Source organism: Picosynechococcus sp. PCC 7003 (genome assembly GCF_001693255.1).
Lineage (GTDB): Bacteria > Cyanobacteriota > Cyanobacteriia > Cyanobacteriales > MRBY01 > MRBY01.
Genome location: NZ_CP016476.1, coordinates 80,143 through 98,401 on the forward strand (window position 1 = coordinate 80,143; position 18,259 = coordinate 98,401).

An 18,259-nucleotide genomic window follows, 5' to 3' on the forward strand; every position below is an offset into this window, starting at 1 on the left:
AAATTTTGAAAACTTATGATGAAGGATGTAGCGAAAACAGTAAGACTGTTGATGGAACCCATCCTAAGAGCCGATCAAGAAAATGTCAACAGTTTTATCTGTAGGGTTTTAGGTGATCGCCGTGAAAGGTTTGTGAAAAAAGCTTTGGGCAATTTAGGCTAAAGTCTATGCTATATGATTAGTATGACAGCTATAGGAGTGAAATTCTGCTCGCCACAAAACCCACTTTCGAAAACAAAAAAAATAATGTTGACATTTTTAATTGCGATAGTTACTGTTGAGTTATGAACACCCTACTTGAACTCTCCCAGACGCATCCCTCATGGGATATTGATACTTTCGTTGAGGTTACTAATGAATTATTGCCTCAATACCTCGCAAGTAATCCGGTCAATGATCGCTCCCAAGAGCCAATCAATCCGCGTCTGGTGCGGTTCTATACCACTAAAGGGGTTTTAGATAAGCCAGAAAAGGAAGGTCGGGAAGCCCGTTATCTCTACCGTCATCTGCTGCAACTGCTGTTGATCCGGCGTCTGTTGAGTGAGGGTTACAGTATTTCCTCGATACAGCCAATTACCGGGGCAAAAAGTAATCCGGAGTTAGAGGCGTTATTGCAGGGGGGTGTTCAGCTCAAAGCAGAAACTCTAAATCCAGCTTTGGCCTTCTTGAGTAAGGTAAAAGCCCGGCAGGAGGGCAAGATCAGTTTTCCTAAGACAACTTCCCAAGATTTGCAAACATTCCAGGCTCCCAAAAGGAGTGCTGCAGAAACCCAAGATTATTCGTGGGGACAGTCTGAGGAGACGGCGGTGGCAGATTGGCGACGGGTGAAGGTCTTACCCGGTTTAGAAATCCATATCCGCCATGATTTTATGCCACCGGCCACGTCCCAAGAGTTAGCGAATTTGTGCCAATTAATTTCCCGCAAGTTACAAGCAATATTCCAATTCAGTAAGGTACCGAAATGAAGACGCCAACCATTACCTTGATCCCGATGCATGGGGCGATCGCCAAGGATCGTTCTGTGACGTTAGATGTGTTGATTAAGATCGAGCCACCGACAGTGGAGATCGATGAAAATGCCCGTCCCCCTTTGAATCTGGGGTTTGTGCTGGATAAGTCCGGGTCCATGCACGGGGATAAATTAGACTACGCCAAACAAGCGATCGCCTATGCCATTCAACAACTGCTCCCGAGCGATCGCCTCAGTCTGACATTGTTTGATACCCAAGTAGAAACAAAAATCCCCAGCACCTTGGCCACCGATAAGCAGCGATTGCTGGAAATAGTGAAGCTGATTCGTTCTGGCAGTTCCACCGCCCTCCATGACGGTTGGGTGCAGGGGGGCATCCAAGTGAGTGAATATCTCAACCGTGACCATCTAAACCGTGTGATTCTGTTGTCCGATGGTCTGGCGAACGTGGGGGAAACCAACCCCGATGTGATTGCCAGTGATGTCCATGGGCTAATGAAAACAGGCATTACGACTTCTGCCCTGGGGGTAGGTCGGGATTACGACGAAGATCTCCTGGAGGCGATCGCCCGCAGTGGGGATGGTAATTTTTTCCACATTGCTTCACCGGAAGATTTACCGCAGATCTTTGAGACGGAACTGCAAGGACTGGCAACAACCCTCGGTCGTGCGGTGACGTTAAAGCTCGACCCCCAAGGCGGTACAACGGTGAAGGAAGTGCTGAATGATTTGGAACGGGAAGAACCTGAAGCGATTAAGTTGCCGAACTTGACTGTGGTTAATCCCCTGAAAGTGGTGGTGCGGTTACGTTTACCGGCTCTCTCGGCAGGGACGGATGTGCTCAAGGTCACATTGCAGTGGGAGGATACCGATAATCAACAAACTTGCACCCAAGAGGCCTCTCTTCAATTACAGGTGGTCAGTCCAGAGCAACTCAGTGATTTCCCTGCAAATCAGGAAGTGCAGGAACAGGTGGCACTACTCATGGCAGCGAGGGCGCGGCAAGAGGCAATTGACCGTTTAGACCGGGGTGACATGACTGGGGCGGTGCAATCTTTGCAGCAATCGGCGGTGATGTTAGAGGCGATGCCCGCTTCAGCTCCCTTGATGGAGGAACTGTCTAATTTGAAGGATTTAGCGGAGGATTTTGAGCAAGGCGATCGCCAGATGTCCCGTAAGCGAGCGATGGCGGAAAAGTACCATCTGAACCGTAGTCGCTCAGCCCAATATGGTAAAAAACGACCCAAGAAATAGCAGCAAAATTTTCAAATAATTCAACTCATCCAGCAAAATACTTTCCGAACGATGCAAACCGCCCCAAAAAACCTACCCCAGCCCCTTGATGTCATTGAACAATTCTGTGAACGCTGGCACATTACAGAATTTGCCCTTTTTGGCTCCGTGTTACGGGATGATTTCTGTTCAGACAGTGATATTGATGTATTAGTTACTTTTGCGCCTGACTTTCAGCGGGGGTTTAACGAAACCATTCAAATTAAGCAGGAATTAGAAGTTCTATTTGGTCGTAAAGTAGACCTTCTGATTAAAACGGCGATCACCCGCAGTAGCAATTGGCTACGTCGCCGAAATATCCTTGAATCTGCTGAGGTGATCTATGCCAAGGGATCTTGAGAGTTGAATTGTTAATCAGCAGCGCTATATAATTCAAAGTTGAATACTCAATATAATTAACCTTGCAGGTTTTACATAGAAATTACATAATCAATAATTCTTGTGTAATAAAAAACTTCGACAAAATTTAAAATGGATAAGCCAAAATCACTAGACAATCTTTTTGAAAAGAAAATATTCAGAATACCTGATTATCAGAGAGGATATGCGTGGCAGAAAAGTCAACTAAAGGATTTTTGGGAAGATCTAGTTAACCTTGCTGATAATCGTTCACACTATACTGGTGTTCTGACTTTAAAAGAGGTCAAAAGTGATGAAATTGACGTTAGTGACAATGAATATTGGCTTGTTGAAGATTATTCTTATAAAATTTATCATATTGTTGATGGTCAGCAACGTCTGACTACTTTTGTGATTTTTTTGCAGGCATTAATTGATGTTGTTAAACAAATTAGTGACGCTGACAAGGATAAAAAAGAGATATACATCACAGATACTCTGAGTCTAGAGACTGTAATCAGTCGATATTTATTCCAAGCTAAACCACCAAATAACCTCTACAGGACATATAAATTTGGGTATACAATCGATAATCCCAGCTATGATTATCTTAAATATAAAATCTTTAACGAAAGTGGTACTGGCTCCATTAAAGAGACATTCTATACACTTAATTTAAAGAATGCTAAGCAGTACTTTTATGAGCAGCTTAAGAGCCTCTACTCGGACAATGGAATGAAGGGGCTTCAGAAAGTTTATAAAAAACTGACCAAGAAATTTCTATTTAATGAATATATCATCGAAGATGAATTTGACGTATTTGTTGCGTTTGAAACGATGAATAATCGGGGCAAGAAATTGTCAGATCTAGAGCTGCTTAAGAATCGTCTTATTTACTTAACGACACTCTATTCTGATGATGAACTTGATCCTGCTGGAAGACGTAGTTTGAGAGATGAAATTAATAACGCTTGGAAAGAAGTTTATCATCAATTAGGACGTAATGAAAAGCGACCCTTAAATGATGATGATTTCTTAAAAGCACATTGGATTATGTATTTTAAATATTCTAAGAAGCGAGGAAATGATTATATTAATTTTTTACTAGATGAACAATTCTCTCCACAAAAAGTCCATAAAAAAATTGAGCATGAGGTTATCCTTGACCTGCCAGAAGAACAGCGAACTGATTTAGAAGCTGATGAAACTGAAAATAATGATTTAGAAGAGCCTTCCGCTATGAAGATAGTATCACTGCGGCCACAGGAAATCAAAGAATATGTCAATAGTCTTAAAGAATCCGCAGTACATTGGTTTAATTCTTATTACCCATATTTGTCAACTAGCTTAACTGATGAAGAAAGACATGCACTTGATCGATTAAATAGGGTAGGGATTGGATACTTTCGTCCCTTAGTGATGTCTATCCTTAAAAATGAAAAGGATGCAGAAAAAAGAATTGAATTGTTTGATGCAATTGAGCGCTTTATTTTTATTGTGTTTCGCCTATGTCAATCTCGCAGCAATTATCGTAATAGTGAATTTTATAATGCAGCTCGTGAACTTAATCAAGGTACTCTAAAGCTCGAAGATATTAAAAGCAAACTGGATAACTCTGCATTATTTTGCTTTGATGAAGATGGAAAATTCGACTCTAAATATTTTTATGACTATTTATATAAGCGTTTTAAAAATGAAGAAAAAAGCGGGTACTATGGCTGGAGTGGTTTAAGATATTTTCTCTATGAATATGAATTAAAATTACTCTCTCATGGTGTAGCAAAAAAAGTTACCTGGGATGATTTATTGAGGACTCCTAAGGACAAAATTTCTATTGAACACATATTCCCTCAAAAGCCTACTGAAGATTGGAAACAGAGCTTTTCTAGTGTAGCAGAAGAAAATTACTATTATTACAGCGGTTCACTTGGAAATTTACTGTTACTATCAATGTCGATTAACAGTGCGCTACAAAACCACTCATTTAACGAGAAGAAAAATCCAAAATATAATAATCTAGGAGAAAAAACTCGGAATGGTTATTCTAATGGATCACATTCTGAAATTGAAGTGTCACAAAATGAAGACTGGAATCCTAAAACAATCAAAGTCAGAGGGATTAAATTATTAACTTTTATGGAGGAGCGTTGGAGAATAAAATTCAAGGAAGGTATAAAAGAAGAATTGCTTTTTCTGCCGGACTAATCTAGTCTACAAATTTTAATTTAAGATTTTCTAAATCCATTTTGAACCATGCAAAACTCTCCCCTAAAATTAACTTGTGAAATAGCAACCGATTATAATTTGCTAATCGAACACATGGGGAATCCCCTCATTACTTCGGTACAATTAGGAAATCATGGAGAGCTTGCTTTTCATGAGCTAGAGCTAGAAATTAAGTTGCTATCGGAGAATCAGAAGATTTGGAGAACACCACTACCGATGTTGCCAGGAGAGCAATCTCTAGAAATCAATGATATCTGTTTTCGCATTGGTCCTAAAATACTACAAGAAGTAGTAGAAGATGAAGTTTTTTCCTTGCAATTAACTATTAATCAGCAAGAAAAAGCTTTAGCTCAAGTTACTAAAGAATTTAAAATTCAGGCATATAATACTATTAATTGGTCTCGTTATCCTAGAGCTAGTTATGTTTGTTTTATAACACCAAATCATCCAGTTATTTCTCAAATTTTAAAACAAACAAGCAAAAAGCTCTTACGCCATAATCTGAAAAGTACGCTAGAAGGATATCAGAGTGAGAGCAAACAGAGGGTCTGTGAAATGACTCAAGCTCTCTATGAAACCTTTGCAGATTTTGATATTTCTTACATTGATCCTCCTGCAGGAAGTTGGAGTGGTGGCCAAAGAATTCGCCTGCCAGATCAAGTGTTCACTGAAAAATTAGGCACTTGTGCAGATTTAACACCTTTGGCCGCATCTTGTCTTGAGCAGATGGGGTTATATCCGATTATCATTTTTCTGAATGGGCACGTCCTCCCGGGAGTATTTTTGTTAGAAGATCTTCCTCAAAGCTTACCAGAAATTATTGATGATGTTGAGCAAATAAAACATCTTATTGATCAACAGGCTTTACTAATTTTTGATTCATCTACTTATGCTAAACAACCTCAGCCACCATTTTCAAAGGCCATTGGTGAGGCTAAATCATGGCTTTTAAAATTTGATTGTGCAATTAATGTATATCAAGCAAGACGGAATGGTTTTACCCCTCTCCCAGTACGTATGAATGTGGCTATCGATAATGAAGAGGAAGTCTTGTCTATTGCCCAACAAATCCTGCGAGATGCAGCAAAAAATTTAGCTCGTGGAACTGATAACCAAATTACCTCTCAAGAGTCTAAAGCTGAACCCTTAAATACGGTCGTTGCTTCCCGTTTACAAAGCTGGAAAGAAAAACTATTAGATCTTTCATCTCGTAATCGTTTACTACATCTCAGCAACTTGGATTTTAGTCATCTTTATGCTACGGCATTTATTGAAGCGGCTAAAAATTCCTTTGCTATTCTAGCGCGGGTAATTGCTGATGAAAACCCTGAAGTATCAATACATATTATTGATATGATTTCGGAACTCAAGACGGATAGCTTGTTGTCTAAAAACTTTTGCTTTGAGTATCAATCTGACCCAAACTTCTATTTTTCTACATTACAAGAATTAATACAAATTTCCTTGCCAGAACCGCTTTTAGAAAATGATTTTAGGCCAAGGATTATTGAGTCGATTGAAAAAATAAACAAAAAACTTATTAAAAATCTTAAGCAAGGTAAAGCATCATTTATTTTTCTTCATATCCCTCCAAAATTATTAGGGAACTTAGAAGACTACATTTATAGGGGTCAAAGTTTACAGTTGATACCTGGGGGAGAATATAATTCAGGGCCGGAGGCGATCGCCCTTGCCACTAAAGAATTAACTCAGGGTTACTGTCAAACCCGCTTAGTGCTTGGAGCCGACATTCCTATGCCTGAGTCTCTGCTTTTTGAAGTAGGTCGTACTCTTGCTAAGGTAGCACGCATTGCAGAAGAGGAAACTGGTGCTAGTCCTCTATATTTAGCATTTGGCTTATTGCAATGGTATGAGGAAAAATCCTCTGTGCCTCGACTAGCTCCTATATTTTTATACCCTATCGAAATTAAAGTTGACTCCAGAAAACGACGAATCAGTATTAACCGCACTAAAGGGGAGGCAGTTGGTAATATCACTTTGGTAGAAAAATTAAAGCGTGATTGTGACATTGATCTTAGCCACTTAGTCAAGTTACCAGAAGATGAGAATGGAGTTGATCTAGAAGAAGTATTTAATAATATTCGTCAAGCAATCTTAATGAAACCTGGCTGGAAAGTTATTGAAACAGCAGTAATTACTAGCTTTACATTTGGTAAATTTTTACTTTGGAAAGATCTACAAGACAACACAGAACAACTGCTCAAAAATAAATTGGTTCATTATATTGCTTCCGCTGGTCGAGAGTCTTTTCCAGATCCTCTCCCAAATTTTGACATAAAAAGTCTTGATCAAGAACCTTATCAGGATCTTCCATTAGTAGTAGATTCTGACTCTTCACAGTTGGCCGCAGTTTATGCGGCATTTAAGGGAAGAAGCTTTATCCTACAAGGGCCCCCTGGGACAGGTAAATCGCAAACTATTACTAACATCGTTGCTGCTTGTATAGCCGCAGGGAAAACTGTCTTGTTTGTAGCAGAAAAGCAAGCTGCTGTAGAAGTTGTTTATCGTCGTTTAACATCCGTAGGCTTAGGCCCCTTCTGTCTTGATCTTCATAGTCAAAGTAACGGCTTAGAGGTATCGGCATCTTTTGATGAAGCTCTACAGCAAAAAAGAGAACAAGAACCAAACTGGAATGATTTTTGTGAGCAACTAGAATCTTTACGTGAACAACTCAGGAAATATACTGATGCCCTTCATCGTTCTCATAAGATTGGTTTTTCATTGTTCGATGCTTTAAATGAACAAGTCAAACTTTCGCCCTTACAATCATCACTAAAACTTCCTCCTGAGATTCAAGTGAGAAACTTGACGGTCAAAGATTTACAATCACAAATTCAAAAAATACAAGATTTTGTCAAAGTAGTCCAGAAAGGAGAAGATTATAATCAGAATCCTTGGTCTTTTATTTCCACAATTAATTGGTCTTTTAGCTTAGACCAGCAATTAGAATCTCAACTGCCAGATTCAAGAGATAAAATAAAACAATTGATGCTATGCATTCAAAACTATTTCCCTGATTTAGCACATAAACTGAATTGGGAGAAATGTTTATCTCTAGCGACGATTGCTGACTTTACTTCTCTGAAAACACTACCTGTACAACTTAGTAAACCTAGTGAGTGGGAAGGCTTCAAACAAACGACTCAAAAGTGGTTGAAAAATGCAGATGACTTGAATCAATTTCAGCGTGAATTAAGTCAATGTTGGCAACAAGAGATTTTTAATCAAAATTTAGAACAATTAGCTAAAAAGTCCAAATCTTTACTTTCTGCTTTTATCTTAATGCGTTGGATCGGGGGCTTCTTTTTTAGACGTCAGGTTCAACAGTGGTATAAAGGTAAAATACCAGGATTGAAAGAATTGTATAGACAAATTCGTTCTCTCCAAAGTGTAGTTCAACTTCGGCAAGAAGTTGATGATGATCGTAAATCCATTGAACAGCACTTAACTACCTGGAATGGAGAAGCAAAGCAACTAACCGCTTTAGTTGACGAATATCAAACTATATTCTCAAGTTTAGAAAGTTTTCAAGATGAAGATTTATCTTTAGATAAGCTCACTCAAATTCAACCAGAGTATTGGACAGCTTTAAAACAAAAAATTGATGCAGTCAAGGAAAATTTTGGTATCCTCCAAAATGCTCTAGAAATTGAAGAGTTTCCTCCCAGTTCTCAACGTCACTCATCTTTTGATGCGCTTTTTCAGTGGCTTGAAGATTTGACTAGGAGTCGCAAAAAACTTTATGCTTGGAGCCAATATAGTCAGATAAAAACTGAGTTTATAAATTCTTCTATTGGCTCTATTCTTGAGTGGTTTGAATCTGAAACTGTTCCTTTAGAAGAACTAGCCTCAAAGTATAAAGCTGTTGTTCTAAAAGTTTGGTTTCAGGAATGTTTTGATGCTGAGGAAGTCCTGCGAGATTTTAATGTTGATCGTCACAATATAACTATTCAAAATTTCCAAAAACTTGAAAAAGATTATCTAGAGTTAAGTCGTCGTTTTGTTAGAGCAAAAGTTTTGTCCCGCGTGCCAAATCTCGACTCTTCATTAAAGGGTTCAGAAGCTGCAGAGCTAATCCGAGAGATAGCAAAAAAACAAAGGCATCTTCCTGTTCGAATATTTTTTCAAAAAATCCCCAATCTTTTGCCGCTTCTAAAACCTTGTCTATTAATGAGCCCAATTTCTGTTGCCCAGTGTTTACCAGCAGATGGCCGTACTTTTGATTTGATCATTTTTGATGAAGCATCTCAAATTGAAACCCATGATGCCATTGGCACAATTGCCCGCGGGAAACAGTTAATTGTTGTGGGAGACAATAAACAAATGCCTCCTAGTAACTTCTTTGGGGGCAATGGCAATACAGACAATACCAAAATACTGTCTGAAGATACTGTTGAAGATTTAGAAAGCATTCTTGATGAAGCAATAGCCTGTAATCTCCCACAACAAATGTTGCAGTGGCATTATCGGAGTCGTCATGAAAGCTTGATTCTTTTTAGTAATCAACACTATTATAATAATAAGCTTAATCTCTTTCCTGCTGCTACACAATCACATTCTAATTTGGGTCTGAAATGGCATCCGACCTCTAATGGATTTTATCAACCTGGAGAGCGAGTTAATAAACAAGAGGCCCATGCTTTAGTTGACTATTTATTTAGTCAGCTCCGTCAATATGAACCTGGGGAACGTAGTTTTGGAATTATTACTTTTAGTTCTCCCCAACAACTCTTAATTGAAAAGCTTATTAGGAAAAAGCTAGATAAAGATAATTCTCTAGAAAAATGGTTTGATGAAAAACTTAACCTTGAATACTGTTTTATAAAAAACTTAGAAACAGTACAGGGGGATGAGCGAGATGAAATTCTTTTTAGTATTTGTTATGCTCCTCAAACTAATGGTAAGCTGTCGATGAATTTTGGTCCCCTTAATCGTCTTGGCGGAGAACGGCGGCTCAATGTAGCCATTACCAGAGCAAGAACAGCTTTGCATGTTTTTTCTACCTTAACTGCTGAGGATATTGATCTAAATCGTACTAATGCCTTGGCTGTACGTCATCTTAAGGAATTTTTAGCTTTAACGGCCCAACTCAATCAGGAATCTGGGGATTCGTTGAGTTCTACTAAAAGTTTTGATAGTGAACTTCATAGACAAGTATATACAGTATTAACAGAAGCTGGCTACGAAGTTGACTGTCAAATTGGTTGTGCCGAATATAGAATTGATTTTGGTATTCGACATCCTAACAAGAAATCTCAGTATATCTTGGGTGTAGAATGCGACGGGACAAGCTATATTGCTGCAGCCACAGTACGGGATAGAGATTGTCTTCGTCAGGCTGTTTTGAAGAATATGGGCTGGCAGATGTACCGAGTCTGGTCTATTGACTGGTTGTTGGATAGAGATGGTTCAGAACGTCGCTTATTACAAGCAGTAGAAAAAGTGATCAAAAATCTTAGACAAGACGAGGATAATTCACCGATTACTACTGACACTTCAGAAGTTTCAACGGTAACGAAAAATCAACTTAGACAAGCTCTTGTAGAATTCACTGAACCAACTCCTGCAAAAGTATCTAATATTAATATTGCTTCTATCTCTTCTTCTCCGCTTCAAGATCCCGCAATTAATATGTCTCTAGGACAGCCTTATTTGATAGCAAGTCTAAATCTAGTTTCTGAATCGAGTCAAGAATTTTATGATGAAGCATCAACTCCATTAATTGAAAAATTGTTACTGAAAATTGTTGATGTTGAATCGCCTATTAAATTATCTGAAGCTGCTCAGCGCCTTAGTCAATGTTGGAGTTTTGGCCGCTTTACTCAAAGGGCTCTAAAGCGAGTTCAAGATTTAGTAGAAGTAATGCTTGAGCGTGGTGATGTTTACTTTGAGAATGAGGTTTTGTGGAAAAATTTAGAGCAGTCTCAAAGTTGGCGCGAATTCCGCACCCCTCCTACTGAAGGGAGAATATTAGAGCAAATTCCTAAAATAGAGATTATGAATGCAATGAAAACTATAGTTCAAGCATCTCTTTCAATAACTTCAGAAGACTTACTTCGAGAAACTCTATCTAAACTGACTACTACTAATCGCTTTACAAGTTCTCAACGTAAGATGCTAGAACCTATTCTTGATGAACTTTTGGTGTCTAATCAGCTCCAGGAAAATGGTGATCGAATTAGTCGTTGAGTTCTGTATAAGTTAGCGTAGGATTTTAGATTTAATTTACGGAATAATATACACTACGCAATATCTAATTGAATTTTGTGGCTTATGACTGAAACGCTCCAACTCGCTGAAATTTGCCAGACTGTCTACGGAGAACCCGTCAAAATTATTGATTGGGAGACCAAACAGAGTGAAGACAAATTTGAGATCAAGATTCTCTTTCGAGAGGAGCGTCGGGGTTGGTACTTAGAAATGGTGATTACCCAAAGCCAATCCGGGAAGAACTTTTCCAGTCATCGGGTGCTACCCCTCTTTTTGCCGCTCCTTGACCCCGATGAAACCCAGTGGCACGCATTAACTCAGGAGGCTACTGAAACCGATTGGCAAGCCCTAGATCAGTTATTCGCCCTATCCCGCCACCTGTCCGAGACGAATATTGCCTTTGCGGATGCCGATGTCATTGGTGAGGATGTCGCCGATGAAGCCCTGGATACCTTTGGCTTTTATGTCCCCGATGAGGAGTTACTCCCCGTTTTCCTTTGGTGGAATCTTGACTACCAACTAAAGCTGATTGTCTATTTTAAGCATCCAGAACGGTTTGCTGGCGAGGTTATGTTCCAGGATGACAACGTTGATGAGGCCGAAGTCTATGATTCCCTCACGGAAGCATTGGAACGCCTAGAACAAAAAATTGCCTACTACCGCGATGAAGCATAGCCAATCATCAACCCTGTGTAATAAATCATCATTGGCCAATTTCCCAGTTCAAGACATATTGTTCTTGTTCTCTCGTTTCTGGCGATCGCCGATAACTAGATTTCGGACATGCTTGCCAAAGTTCACGCAAATGATTGAGTGCCACCTCACCACTGCGACCATGCCGCGCTAACCAACATCCAATAATGACCCCCGTTCGTCCTACGCCACCCCAACAATGGACATAAACAAGTTGGTTTTGTTCGATATAGCGGTCAATGGTGTCTAAAATTGTGACTACCAAATAAGAAGACGTGGGGATTGAAACATCTGGAATGGGAAAACGATGATGGAAAGCCCGATCCCTGATTAAATCTGAATAGGGTTGTAGGCCCTCATCTGCTTCCGTTAAATCAATAAAAGCCATAACTCCAGCGTCGAGTAAGGCGTCGAGTTTTGCTTGTGAGGATTGTGTATCCTTATTTTTGGGATACTCTCCTGCCAGCAGCTTACTGGGTACTACCCAGTAACAATATTTAATGGGTCGAGTCATGGTGTAAGTTTACTTTATTCAGCGATAATCACCTGTAAAATGTCGATCACCTGTTCGACCACCTTAGGTGGAAGAATTTCGTCAGTACTCCGCCACCAACGCTGACTTAAATCCAGGGTACGTACTTGCTCAGCAATAATTGACCCCTGAATCTTAAAACCTTCTGGAATTGCAACGAACGTTTTTACTTCTGGTTTATGGGTATTTGTGATGGGCGAAACAATAATCATTCCTCCACGGCTGCGATTGAACTGAGTGTGACTGAGAACAATGCAAGGACGTGCTTCTCCCATTTGCTCACGACCTTGGGTAGGGTTTAAGTTAATGCGAATTACCTCACCGCGCTTGGGATATGTCACCATGGCTTAAAGCAATTCCCTTCCCGTAGCTGACGTATCTAAAAACTTCTGTATATCGTTAGGATATTGAAAATCGTCAGGGATACTGGCCAGTAAATCATCTAACGTTGGCGTCTGGCGTTTTTTGCGAATAATGAGGGTGTCATTTTGTTCTTGCAACTCAAGGGTACAAGTATCATCCCAACCCAAACTTTCAACGAGGCGATGGGGAACGCGGAAGCCTAGGCTATTACCCCACTTTCTTAAGCGTATATTCATGGATAACCCTCAATATTATCTTATGTATAATTCTAGCCTGTCATGTCGTCTATTGGAGTATCAACAAAGTGATCCTAAACGTGGCTATGGCTTTTACTAAGGAGTTTGAGAGAGTATCCCCCTGTGAGCGAAGGTTATGGGTCGCATGGCCATGGCGCAAGTAGTGGGGTGAGAGTTTGATATTTTTCTGGCGATCGCCAACTCAGAATCTTCTGTATTTGTCAGTGCAGCGACAGTGTGGAAAATGCCGGTTAAGAAGTCTTTCGGAAAGCTGTCAGGAGCAGATAAGATAACCGCCTAGAAATACTGAAGCTCCATCTAGCTTGCAGTTCTCAACATCGCAGCAGAGCACGGCGTAAAACAAGCAGAAACCCAAGAATTAGCAAGAATTGACCGAGATTTGTCCTGGCTTGACTAACACTAAGTTTTATAAGGCTTACCGCAATAGGGACAAAAGCGATGCTTTAAAGAAGTGATCGGCTGTTGGCAACCCAGGCAGCGACTCTGCAATTTTGTCCCACAAGCAAAACAATACTGTGCCCGTAAAACCAACCATAATGGATCCGGCGCTGACCCTGCCGTCCAACATTGGGGACAAAACCGTAACGCCTGTTGACCCTCTAACTCCACCGCAATGCCTCGGCTTAAGGCCTCTAAATATTCCTCTGGCACCTGGAGCGCATAGGCTAATCCCTGCTTTGTGCGCTGATTGAGTTGCGTGGTCTGACCCCGTTCCACTTTCCCATAGCTCTGGGGATGGATCTCCGCCTTTAGGGCCACCTCCCTTTGGGTGAGCCCTAACCGCCGCCGTTGACGCTGAACATAATCTCCCAAAGACTCGTTAGATTGTGGTGTTATTAGCGCTTCTAAACTATCCATAATTCTTTACTTTTATATACCAACTAGCATTTATCTAAATATCTTTAATGTGCTACTTTTAACCTACTTTATTTTTCTACCATAGAGTATAAATTTAAAACCAGAGATAGAGATAATGCCTACCCTTGCCACCGTCGCTACAGAATTTTTAGAACGGCCCGGTCTTGCCCCTAGTACAGTGCGTTCCTACACAACGGCCCTGCTTCCCCTGCTAGCAGACTATGGTGCTTGGCCCATCACCCACCTCGACCGCAAGACCCTGCAAGATTATCTCCAACGGTTAGAGCACCTCAGCTACACCACCCACCGTCGCCACCAAGCGATTCTCCAATCCCTACTGAACTTTGCTGTTGAGCAGCAGTATTTAGTCACCAATCCCCTAGCCCGCCTGCCCCAACGCAAACCCGACCCGAACAAAGGTGAACACCACAGTGACCAAACCATCCGTTACTTAACCCCAGACCAACTCCAAATTCTCTACCAAGCTACTGCCCAACAACCCCGTCTCCATTGCCTCGTGCGCTTACTCCACCGCACCGGGGCCCGCATTGCCGAACTGCTCTCCCTGGACTATGACCAAGTCGATTTACAGCAACGCCGCTTCCAGGTGATTGGCAAAGGCAACAAAAAACGCTGGTGTTTCTACAGCCCAGATGTGGATGAAAGCCTAGGGATTTATTTAAAGTACTATCGCCATCCAGAGCATCCAGCCCTGTTTACCGCCCAACAACCCTTAACAAAAGCCATTAGTCGCCTTAGTTATCGCACCGCCTACAGCGATTGGCGCACCATGACCCAACGAGAACCCCAACTCCAGGGCCTCCGTTTCCATGATCTGCGCCATACCTTTGCCACCGAGCGGGTCGGTCTGATGGGGATCGAAGCCCTGCGAGCCCTCATGGGCCATGAAAATATCCAGACAACTTTACGCTACCAAAAGGTGACCTCCCAGAGAGCTGAGGTGATCGCCAAACAAGCATTAGTAACGCTTACCCAAGACTCAAACTAACCATTAACAATAAACTAAATAATAAAGGAACAATATTGAGCCACAAACGCTTAGCTAAGTCTTAAAGATAAAGAGTATGTTATATACTCTGTGACAAACACCCGTGACTTCAACCCCTCCCCCATGGCGATCGCCAACTTTTTGGCATTGACTTGAGACAAATTTGGATTTGTTTAAATATTGGAGGTTATAGCGAGGGTGTTCAGGCAGGTTTACAATTACAACAATCTCAAACTTCGTAAGGCCACTTCAATCGCTAATGTTGTCATCAGTTTTCAATACATGTATTCCTCGCCCTGAGATTGTATCTGGTGATTTATCCTTTGATTTGTTTGCCGCGAAGCTTCGTTTAGTCGTAGAAGGAAAAGCCCCAAGTCTTTATCAAAATCCGCTGCAGTTTTTTGCCAATACCTTTGTCACAGATGGGCTGAGAGAATTAATTCAAGAAGTTTTCGGTCGCCTCACAGGTAATAATATCGGTGCTCCAGTGGTTCGGTTGGAAACCAGTTTTGGTGGTGGAAAAACCCATGATGAAATTGCGCTCTGGCACATTGCTAAACAAGGGCGATCGCTTTTGGGAGACGATGAACGGTTCAGTGAAGTATTAGAGTTAATCCCAGAAGGTTCAATCCAGGTGGCGGCTGTAGATGGCCGTGATCTCAGTCCAGAAGAAGGGGTTTACCATCCGGAAACAGGAATCACCACAAAAACCATTTGGGGCGAGATTGCTTATCAAGTCAGGGGGGTTGAAGGATATCAACTCCTTAAAGGATCCGATGAATCTGGTATTAGTCCGGGTACAGCAGTCTTGGAAAGGCTAATCAAGGATCAACCCACCCTCATCATTCTGGATGAAATAGCCCGATATCTCAGCGCCGCGAAGGCGAAACGGATTGGTGACAGTAACCTAGCCAAACAGATTGTTGCCTTTTTATTTTCTTTGATGGACTGTGCGGCATCCTGCAATAACCTAGTATTTGTTTATTCATTAGCGTCTAGTGCCGATACCTTTGCCGACGAAACCGCAGACCTACAGCGGGAATTACGTAGTGCTTCGGCAAGACAAGAAAGAATCCTCCGACCCAGTAATGACGTTGAAATCTACAACATCGTTAAGCAGCGGATGTTTGACAGCATTAGTGAGGAGGCAGCCCAGAAAACTGCGGATACTTACTTTGATGCTTATCGATCTAGTCGCAGCGATCTACCGGATGGTTGCAAAGACCTCAGTTATCGGGAGGCGATCGCCAATAGTTATCCTTTCCATCCTGAGTTGTTTAATCTTCTCACGAAAAAAATTGCTTCTATTCCAGAATTTCAGCGCACCCGTGGGGCATTACGCTTATTTGCACGGCTTGTACAATACCTCTGGCAGGATCAATCGGAACATCTCTTCCTTATTCATCCTCACCATTTGCCCATTGGTATCCACGCGGAGATGACCACAGAACTCACTTCCCGCCTGGATCGCTCCCTGATGGACTTGGCCGTAAAAGCAGATATCCATAACGACACAGGCACTACCGCCCACGCCCAAGTTCAAGACCAAGAATGGCGAGATATGGGCAAACCTCCTTTTTCCACATGGATCGCCAGAACGATTTTTCTCCACTCCCTCACCCAAGGAATTACCGCTGGAATTCGTCGATCAGAATTGAATTTATCGTTGCTCACTCCCTATGTGGAGATTGGCTTTGCAGAACGAGCCATTAGTAATTTGCTGGCGGTTGCTTGGCACTTAGACTTTGATGCAGTAACCAACATCTATCAGTTTAAAGAAGAGCCATCGATCAATAAAATCATTGCCCAAGAGAAAGAACAGGTCGGTGTGGGTGTCGCAAAAGAGGAGTTACGACAGCGACGGGATAGCATCTTCCAGAGGCGCTTCTTTGATTGTGTCGCCGATCCAGAAGGGCCCCATGATGTTGATGACCGCGCTGACAGCATTGTTCTTTGTTTAATTGATTTCAATGAAGCTCAAATTCAGAACTCAACGGATTCTGCCCCAGCAATAGTCGAGCAAATTTTTGAGAATACCGGGGAGGCCGGGAAATTTAGGATCTTCAAAAATCGTTTACTTTTTTTGATGGCGAATGAACAGGGGCTAGAGCGTGCTCTAAATTTGACAAGGGAATATCTTGCTGTTAAAGCCCTCCGTAGTAGTCCTCGCCGTTTAGAGGAATTGTCCGAAACGCAACAAAAGGAACTCAAAACAAGGGAAGGAGAGCTTGATCTTGCAGTACGAGTTGCCCTGACAAATACCTATCGTCATTTGTTTTATCCCAACCCAGATCCGGTCAAAGCACCCAAAGGGTTGATGCACTACACTTTACCTTCCCAAGATTCCAGCACTGTCAAAGGGAGAAACAATCAACAGGAAGTTATCCTCAAGGTACTCAAGGATTGCAGTAAAGTCCGGGCGGATGAGGCACCTCCTTTTGCGCCTGCTTATATTCTCCAAAAGGTTTGGCCCGCAGGGATTGATAATTGGACGGTGAAAGCGATGCGGGAAGCCTTTGCGAAAAATATCAACCTCAATATGTTCTTGGAAGGAGAACTCAGTAAGCTGCGAGATACGATTCGGACTGGGGTAGAGCAAGAGCAATGGGATCTCAAATTTGGGCAGCAGGTCTTTATTGCCCCCCTAGCCCCTCAATCTGGGGGGAACCAGTTACCCAACATCGAGTTTTCAGAAAGGCTGGAAATTTACCGTCGAGGCATTCTTAAACCGCCGGAACCCAAGGAGATTGAGTTTGATGCCCAGGTTTTACCAGGTCATGAGACGGAAAAAACAGTACGGTTACGCTGGCGAGCCAAAGGGGCGATCGCCACTGCACTTTATCGAGAAAATGAACTGGTTCGCGATGATTACCCACCATCGGGCAATGAGGAATTAACCATTACAACAACGACAACATTTAGGGTGGTCGCGGATTATGGTGAAGAAGGAACTGAAGAAATTACTCGCAGTGCATCTATTGCGAAACCTTCAGGGGGTAGCGGAGGTGGTATTCCTCCGATTATTTTCCCTCCACTCCGACCTACAGAAATTACCAAGGAAGGTTCACCGAATAAGGTGTTTACGGAATTGTCGGATCAGGTTACGGATAGTAAAGTCACAACAATTTCAGCGGTAGAGATTACAGTCGATACAATTCAGGACTACCGCAAGCTAGGGACAGCCATTCCGTTGTTCGCCCGCCATAAGCCCCAAATCGTGCAGAGCGTTACTTTACAGAGCAACGGGCAGTTTACACGGCTGGAATACCAAGGGGACTTGCGGGGCTATCAAGGCTTTTCAGCGCCGTTAAATATGCTTTTTAATGCCCCTGAAGTTCAAGGAAATGCCATGCTGAAAATTCAGATCGAGTTTGGGCAGCCTCTATCAGCGACAGAGGGAATTCTCGATGAATTTAAGGGAATACTCAGTCGCAACCCAGTGGAGCGACTAGGACTATGCGTGAAAGTTGGGTACGAGGATAGTTAAA

12 protein-coding genes are annotated in these 18,259 nt (G+C 41.9%); 8 read left to right on the forward strand and 4 right to left on the reverse strand.

Features of this window, described 5'->3' with window-relative positions; translation table 11 throughout:
- The first annotated feature begins 284 nt into the window (after positions 1 to 284).
- From AWQ21_RS15015 to AWQ21_RS15040, 6 genes are all read left to right on the forward strand, one after another.
- A complete protein-coding gene (locus tag AWQ21_RS15015; RefSeq protein WP_065715503.1) occupies positions 285 to 965 on the forward strand; it encodes a MerR family transcriptional regulator in 681 nt (226 codons plus the stop codon).
- Positions 962 to 2,224: a VWA domain-containing protein gene (locus tag AWQ21_RS15020; RefSeq protein ID WP_065715504.1), complete on the forward strand. Its 1,263-nt coding sequence runs from the start codon at positions 962 to 964 to the stop codon at positions 2,222 to 2,224. Before AWQ21_RS15015 ends, AWQ21_RS15020 begins: the two co-directional genes overlap by 4 nt.
- Before the next feature lie 51 nt (positions 2,225 to 2,275).
- Positions 2,276 to 2,602 (forward strand): nucleotidyltransferase family protein, encoded by a 327-nt coding sequence (locus tag AWQ21_RS15025; protein WP_065715505.1) that lies wholly within the window; start codon positions 2,276 to 2,278, stop codon positions 2,600 to 2,602.
- A gap of 132 nt (positions 2,603 to 2,734) precedes the next feature.
- A complete protein-coding gene (locus AWQ21_RS15030; RefSeq protein ID WP_065715506.1) occupies positions 2,735 to 4,807 on the forward strand; it encodes a DUF262 domain-containing protein in 2,073 nt (690 codons plus the stop codon).
- A gap of 48 nt (positions 4,808 to 4,855) precedes the next feature.
- Complete coding sequence (locus AWQ21_RS15035; protein WP_065715507.1) at positions 4,856 to 11,038, forward strand: DUF3320 domain-containing protein; 6,183 nt, start codon at positions 4,856 to 4,858, stop codon at positions 11,036 to 11,038.
- Between the two features lie 84 nt (positions 11,039 to 11,122).
- Positions 11,123 to 11,734: a hypothetical protein gene (locus AWQ21_RS15040; RefSeq protein WP_065715508.1), complete on the forward strand. Its 612-nt coding sequence runs from the start codon at positions 11,123 to 11,125 to the stop codon at positions 11,732 to 11,734.
- Positions 11,735 to 11,762: 28 nt separating this feature from the next.
- Here AWQ21_RS15040 and AWQ21_RS15045 read toward each other — a convergent pair whose 3' ends face one another.
- The 4 genes from AWQ21_RS15045 to AWQ21_RS15060 form a co-directional block, all read right to left on the reverse strand.
- Positions 11,763 to 12,266: a fused DSP-PTPase phosphatase/NAD kinase-like protein gene (locus tag AWQ21_RS15045; RefSeq protein WP_065715509.1), complete on the reverse strand. Its 504-nt coding sequence runs from the start codon at positions 12,264 to 12,266 to the stop codon at positions 11,763 to 11,765.
- Positions 12,267 to 12,280: 14 nt separating this feature from the next.
- Entirely contained in the window at positions 12,281 to 12,628 is a 348-nt protein-coding gene (locus AWQ21_RS15050; RefSeq protein ID WP_065715510.1) for a type II toxin-antitoxin system PemK/MazF family toxin, read from the reverse strand.
- Between the two features lie 3 nt (positions 12,629 to 12,631).
- Entirely contained in the window at positions 12,632 to 12,883 is a 252-nt protein-coding gene (locus tag AWQ21_RS15055; RefSeq protein WP_065715511.1) for an AbrB/MazE/SpoVT family DNA-binding domain-containing protein, read from the reverse strand.
- Positions 12,884 to 13,303: 420 nt separating this feature from the next.
- Complete coding sequence (locus tag AWQ21_RS15060; RefSeq protein WP_065715512.1) at positions 13,304 to 13,762, reverse strand: double zinc ribbon domain-containing protein; 459 nt, start codon at positions 13,760 to 13,762, stop codon at positions 13,304 to 13,306.
- A 115-nt stretch (positions 13,763 to 13,877) separates the two neighbouring features.
- Here AWQ21_RS15060 and AWQ21_RS15065 point away from each other — a divergent pair, with 115 nt between their 5' ends.
- Both AWQ21_RS15065 and AWQ21_RS15070 read left to right on the forward strand, forming a co-directional pair.
- Positions 13,878 to 14,771 (forward strand): site-specific integrase, encoded by an 894-nt coding sequence (locus AWQ21_RS15065; RefSeq protein WP_065715513.1) that lies wholly within the window; start codon positions 13,878 to 13,880, stop codon positions 14,769 to 14,771.
- A 259-nt stretch (positions 14,772 to 15,030) separates the two neighbouring features.
- Entirely contained in the window at positions 15,031 to 18,258 is a 3,228-nt protein-coding gene (locus AWQ21_RS15070) for an ATP-binding protein (RefSeq protein ID WP_065715514.1), read from the forward strand.
- Position 18,259: the final 1 nt, after the last annotated feature.